Genomic DNA, 5,495 nt, shown 5'->3' with positions numbered 1-5,495 from the left:
ATCAAGGCCGAACTGCTCCTTGCACGGCTGCAGAAGATCGGAGGCCGGGTTTCGCCGGAAATTCTCGACAAGGTGCGCAGCAAGATCGAGCACCAGCGCTTCCGCGCTGCCTTGCCGGCATCGCGGCTCGCCCGTTGCCTGCCCATTCTTCGCGAAGCCATGACCGGCCGCTACGACAAGTTCGGCCGTGGCTTCCGGGGCGTGGTGCGCGACCTCTTCGAATCTGTGTAGGCTTGCGCCCAAGCGAATCGCGTCACTCCAGAAAAACAATGACCACCACGAATTCCTCCCCAGCAACCATCGCCGGCGCCCCTGGCGCTTCGCTTAGCGTGGTGGTGATCATCCCGTTCTACAACGGCGCCGATTTCATCGAGCGTTCGGTTCGAAGCGTGTTCGAGCAATCGGTGCCCGCGAACGAAGTGATCGTGGTCAACGACGGCTCCCGGCCCGAAGAGCGCGCGGCGCTCGACGCGCTCGCGGCCCGTTATCCCTTCCGCATCCTGGACAAGGAGAACGGCGGCCAGGGCTCGGCGCGCAACGCCGGGGTGGCTGCCTCCACCTCCGAATACATCTGCTTCCTCGACCAGGACGATTTCTACCTGCCCAACCACATCGAGACGCTCGTCACCTCGATCCCTCCGGACGACCGGCTCTTCGGCTATATCTACGCCGACCTGTACGAGGCCGATGGCGATGGCAACGTGATCCGCACGGGCGTCATCAAGGACCATGCCGAACACCCCAAGCGCAGCATCTTCGACCTGTTGCGCTACGACATGTTCGTGCTGCCCTCGGCCACGCTCGTGAGCCGCAAGGCCTTCGAGGCGGTGGGCGGGTTCGACTCGCAGTTCATGGGCTACGAGGACGACGACCTCTTCCTGCGCATTTTCCGCAAGGGTTACAGCAATCACTTCGTGGACAAGGCGGTGACGGTCTGGTGCATCCACACGGCGAGCACGTCGTTCGGCATCCGGATGGTCCGCAGCCGCTTCAAGTACTTCAAGAAGCTGCTGCAGATGTTCCCCGACGAGCATCAGCGCGGCCGCTACTACCTTCGCGAATATCTGATGCCGCGCTTTCAGCTGTTCTTCGTGAATGAAGCGATCGAAGCGATCAAGAAGGACGACCAGTACCGCGGGGAGATGAGCGCGGTGCTGGCGGAGTACGGTGCCATCGTCTTTGCGAACCCCTATGTGGGCCGCAAGAAGAAGCTGCGCCTGTGGATCACGCTCTTCCTGCTGCGCCACAGCACCCCGGGCATGGTCCGCTTCGTGGGGGCGCTCACCCGGCTGCCGGGCATCCGCAGCCTGCGGCGCATCTACAAGAGCTGACGCCGCAGCCCGCCGCAGGGCCAGCTAGCGGCCGACCGCCGCGGKCTGCTTTTGCGTTGTCATCGCCACATCGATGTAGGTGGCGAACTGCCGCACATATTCGGCCCGCAGGTGGCCGGAGTCCTTGTAGATCGGCGTCGCGTCGGCGTCCGCGCGGGTGCACTGGTCGTTCTTGCAGAGCGTCGGAATCGGGTCGATCACGATGGCACCGCTGCGCTTGGCGATCTGGCGCATGCGTTCGTGCAGTTCCTTCTGCACCGATCCCCAAGGCGCAGTAGGCGACATGCGAGCCACCTTCATGTCCCCGAGCCGCCCGCCTTTGATGAACTCCTCGGGCCCATACCCCTCCCCCACCGGGTTGTCCAGAACCAGATAAACCTGCTTGTGCTTGGCAAGGTTGGTCATCACCGCCTCGAGCATGTTGAGCGCCAGGTCCACGCCGCCGCCGCCCATGAAGCGGTGCTTGGTCTTGCCGTCGGAGTAGTAGTAGCGGTCGGCATCGGCGTTGGCGGCGTTGGGCTTGCCGGTTTCCGAGAAGTAGCAGTTCCAGCAGCCGCCGAACACCACTGCGTCGAACTTGTCGCTGATGGCCAGGCGCATGGCGCCGTCGCGGCGTTCGCCGCAGAGGTTGTTCTTTTCGTCGACCACGTTGGGAATGGGCGGGCAGGCGCCCCAGGTGGCGAAGGAGAGCGAATCGAGGGTGTCGGGCGCGATCTTGTTCAGCTCCACGGCGCGCGGGCCGTATTGCTCGATGTGGCTGTCGCCGAAAAGGAGCACCCGGCGCTTGCCGTGGCCGATCTGCTGGAGCACCTCGCCATCGACCTTGATGGGGCTGAGCCCGTCCGGGTAGCCCCAGTCCTTGGCGGCCGCGGCCGTCTTGTTGAAGTAGGGGTCGCTGTGCCGCCCGACGTAGTAGCGCGTGGCCGCCAGCGTGCCCAGCACCACGAAGCCCACCATCAGCGCCACCAGCACCGAGATCACGGTGCTGCTCTCGCTGCGGCGCGTGCCGCGCTCGACAAAGCGGTAGGTCAGCCAGGCCAGCACGACGGCCGCCAGCAGCATCAGCGCGCGCAGGCCGTTGGAGGGCAGCTCGCCCTCGACGATGCGCGCGTAGACCAGCAGCGGCCAGTGCCACAGGTACAGCGGATAGCTGATGAGGCCGACCCACACCATCGGCCTGGAGGCGAGCACGTAGCGGTTGAGCACGCCGGTCGGGCCGGCCGCAATGCAGTAGAAGGCGCCCAGCGTGGGCAGGATGGCCCAGAACCCCGGAAATGCCTTGCCGCCGCGGATGAACGCGAGGCCGAGGCCGATCAGCACCAGCCCGGCAATCGACTGCGCATGGCGGCCCCAGCCCGGCTTGGGCAGGGGCCGGTGCAGCCGCATGTACGCCAGCATGCCGCCGATCATCAGCTCCCAGAAGCGCGACAGCGGCGAATAGAACGCGGCCTCCCGGTGGCTGTGGATGGTCGCGACATTGAGCAGGAACGACAGGGCTGCCACCGCGCCCACCACCGTGAGCACGCGCCACTTGCGCTTCCATGCCAGGCCCAGCAGCACGGGCCAGAAGATGTAGAACTGCTCCTCGATGGCCAGCGACCACAGGTGCAGCAGCGGCTTGGTCTCGGCCGCGTTGTCGAAGTAGCCGGCCTCGCTCCAGAACGCGAAGTTCGAGACGAAGCCGGCGCCCGCCGCCACGTGCTTGCCGAGCTGCTCCCACTCGTGCGGCAGCAGCGCCCACCAGCCGAAGGCGAAGGTCGCGGCCAGCACCAGCACCAGCGCCGGAAAGATGCGCTTCACGCGGCGCGCGTAGAACTCGCGGTAGCTGAACCCGTCGCCCTCGAAGCTGCCCAGGATGATCGTGGTGATCAGGAAGCCCGAGATGACGAAGAAGATGTCGACCCCGATGAAGCCGCCCTTGATCCACTGCGGAAACGCGTGGTAGCCGAGCACGGAGAGCACGGCGACGGCGCGCAGGCCGTCGATGTCGGGTCGGTACTTGGGATGGAGCAGGTGGGCGTGTTCCTGCGGGGCTGTCGGGCTGCTCGTGGTCGTCATCGTCGTGGTTGGGAGGGGAAGGCGCCTGCGGTCTCTGCTGGCTTCCCGGCCCCGGATTGTCGGCGCAAACGCGGGAGCGGCTTTTTTCAGGTCCCGCGGGAGCGGGCCCGCAGGTAGCGCCAGAACGCGCCCGAGGTCCACACCTTGAGCAGGCTGGTCACGTGCCAGTAAAGATGCTTCCTGCTGCTGCGGCTGGCGCGCTGGGCCTCGTGGCGTGCGAGCAGGTCTTCGCCCACCTGCAGCTTCCAGCCCGCCAGCTGGGTCCGGGCGCAGATGTCGAAGTCTTCGCCGTACATGAAGAAGCGCTCGTCGAAGCCCCCGATCTGGCGGTAGGCCTGGCTGCGGAACAGCATGAACAGGCCCGGAATCCAGTCCGGCACCGCCGGGCGCACGTACCCCGGCTTGCGGCGCGTGAGGATCTCGAGCGGCGTGATGACGGCGCGGTGCTGCTCGGGCGTGCTGCGGCCGGGCTCCAGGATGCGCGGCGTCAGCAGGCCGGCGTCGGGCGCGGCCTGGGCGACCAGCGGCGCCAGCACGTCGCCGTCCAGGCGGATGTCGGGGTTGAGCACCAGGAACCAGGGCGTGCCGCAGTGCCCGAAGGCCTGGTTGTGGTTGGCGCCAAAGCCCTTGGGGCTCGTGTTTTCGATCCGCTCGACCGCAAACCCCCATTCCAGGCCGGCCAGCACGTCGGGTTCGGGGATGTTCAGCGTGAGCACCACCTTGGCGGTCGAACTGCGGCAGAAACGGTCCAGTTGCTCGAGCAGCGGGCGCACCAGCGCGAGCTGGCCGTGGCTGACGATCGAAATGGTGATCGGGGGGGAGGAAGGGGAAGGGGGCGCCGGCATGGTCTAATTTCGCTCGGGATTCTAGGGTCCCCCCACACCCACACATGATTGCTCTGATCGTCATCAGTTTCTTCGTCTCGGCCTTCGGGGTCCAGGTGTTCATGCGCCGCGCGCGCAGGCACGCCCGGCTCTATGGCGCCGACATGCCCCAGCGCTTCCACAAGGGCCACGTGCCGCGGCTCGGGGGGGCGGGCATCCTGCTTGGCATGGGCGCGGCCTGGCTGGCCTCCGGCATCACCGGCACCGACCCGTTCAACGTGTCCTGGCCGCTCAAGACCTCGATGCTCACGCTGCTGTGCATTGCGCCGGCGGTGCTCGGCGGCATCGTCGAAGACGTGACGCAGAACGTCAAGGTGCGCTACCGGCTCGCGCTCACCATAGGCTCCGCGCTGCTCGCGTGCTGGGTGCTGGGCCTGGGCCTGTCGCGCACCGGCATCGAGGCGGTCGATGGCTGGCTGGCCCTGGTGCCGTACGGCGCCGTGCTGTTCGCGGCGCTGGCCATCGGCGGGCTGCCCCATGCCTTCAACATCATCGACGGCTACAACGGGCTGGCCGGCACGGTGGCGGTGCTGGTGTGCCTGGCCATTTCGCACGTGGCGCTGCAGGTGGGCGACCGCCAGCTCGCGGCCATGATGGTCTGCCTGGTCGGCGCCACCATCGGCTTCCTGATCTGGAACTATCCGCGCGGCAAGATATTTGCCGGCGACGGCGGCGCCTACGTCTGGGGCATGGTGATTGCGCTGGCCTGCGTGACGCTGGTGCAGCGGCACCGCGTCGTCTCGCCGTGGTTTCCGATGCTGCTGCTGATCTACCCGGTGTGGGAGACGCTGTTCTCCATCTACCGCAAGCTCGCGCGCGGGCAGTCGCCCGGCACCGCCGATGCGCTGCACTTCCACCAGCTGATCTTCCGGCGCATCGTGCGCGTGGCGTTCGCGGACGACGAGGCGCGGCAATTGCTCGCCCGCAACAACCGGACCTCGCCCTACCTCTGGATGTTCGCCGCGCTGTCGGTGGTGCCCGCGGTGCTGTTCTGGAACAACACCATCGTGCTGATGCTGTTCTGCCTGCTGTTTGTCACGACCTATGTGGGCGCCTACCTGATGATCGTGCGATTCAAGGTGCCGCGCTGGCTGCGCCCGTGACGGTCTCCCTGCTGCAAGAATTCATTCTTCCCATCGTCCCCACCGTTTTGGAGCCTGCCCGCCCATGACCGACCCCGTCCTCAACATTCCCCCGCGCGACAAGGCCGAGATCCTGGCCC

General features: G+C 66.6%; 4 protein-coding genes and 1 pseudogene. 3 read left to right on the top strand and 2 right to left on the bottom strand.

All coding sequences use genetic code 11. The features are described 5' to 3' along the window. Both AC1DOC_RS17190 and AC1DOC_RS17185 read left to right on the top strand, forming a co-directional pair. Positions 1-231: pseudogene (locus AC1DOC_RS17190) on the top strand (glycosyltransferase family 2 protein); the annotation flags it as partial. Between the two features lie 38 nt (positions 232-269). Next, positions 270-1,331, top strand: coding sequence for a glycosyltransferase family 2 protein (locus AC1DOC_RS17185; protein WP_436042389.1), 1,062 nt, complete (start codon positions 270-272; stop codon positions 1,329-1,331). Positions 1,332-1,355: 24 nt separating this feature from the next. Here AC1DOC_RS17185 and AC1DOC_RS17180 read toward each other — a convergent pair whose 3' ends face one another. Together AC1DOC_RS17180 and AC1DOC_RS17175 are read right to left on the bottom strand one after the other, a co-directional pair. Beyond that, positions 1,356-3,389 (bottom strand): acyltransferase family protein, encoded by a 2,034-nt coding sequence (locus AC1DOC_RS17180; protein WP_478130147.1) that lies wholly within the window; start codon positions 3,387-3,389, stop codon positions 1,356-1,358. A gap of 86 nt (positions 3,390-3,475) precedes the next feature. Continuing rightward, a complete protein-coding gene (locus tag AC1DOC_RS17175) occupies positions 3,476-4,234 on the bottom strand; it encodes a glycosyltransferase family 2 protein (RefSeq protein WP_478079162.1) in 759 nt (252 codons plus the stop codon). Between the two features lie 44 nt (positions 4,235-4,278). Between AC1DOC_RS17175 and AC1DOC_RS17170 the strand changes: the two genes are divergently transcribed. Beyond that, complete coding sequence (locus AC1DOC_RS17170) at positions 4,279-5,376, top strand: glycosyltransferase family 4 protein (RefSeq protein ID WP_478079163.1); 1,098 nt, start codon at positions 4,279-4,281, stop codon at positions 5,374-5,376. Positions 5,377-5,495: the final 119 nt, after the last annotated feature.

This window comes from Variovorax sp. 01T439_2 (assembly GCF_056398445.1).
The sequence above is the reverse complement of the archived record's forward strand: the minus strand, read 5'-3'. Positions and strand labels throughout refer to the sequence as shown.

Bases quoted from the DNA above. Each gene is read 5' to 3' on its own strand.
- AC1DOC_RS17175 (WP_478079162.1), bottom strand. From the start codon at position 4,234: ATGCCGGCGCCCCCTTCCCCTTCCTCCCCCCCGATCACCATTTCGATC.
- AC1DOC_RS17185 (WP_436042389.1), top strand. From the start codon at position 270: ATGACCACCACGAATTCCTCCCCAGCAACCATCGCCGGCGCCCCTGGC.
- AC1DOC_RS17170 (WP_478079163.1), top strand. From the start codon at position 4,279: ATGATTGCTCTGATCGTCATCAGTTTCTTCGTCTCGGCCTTCGGGGTC.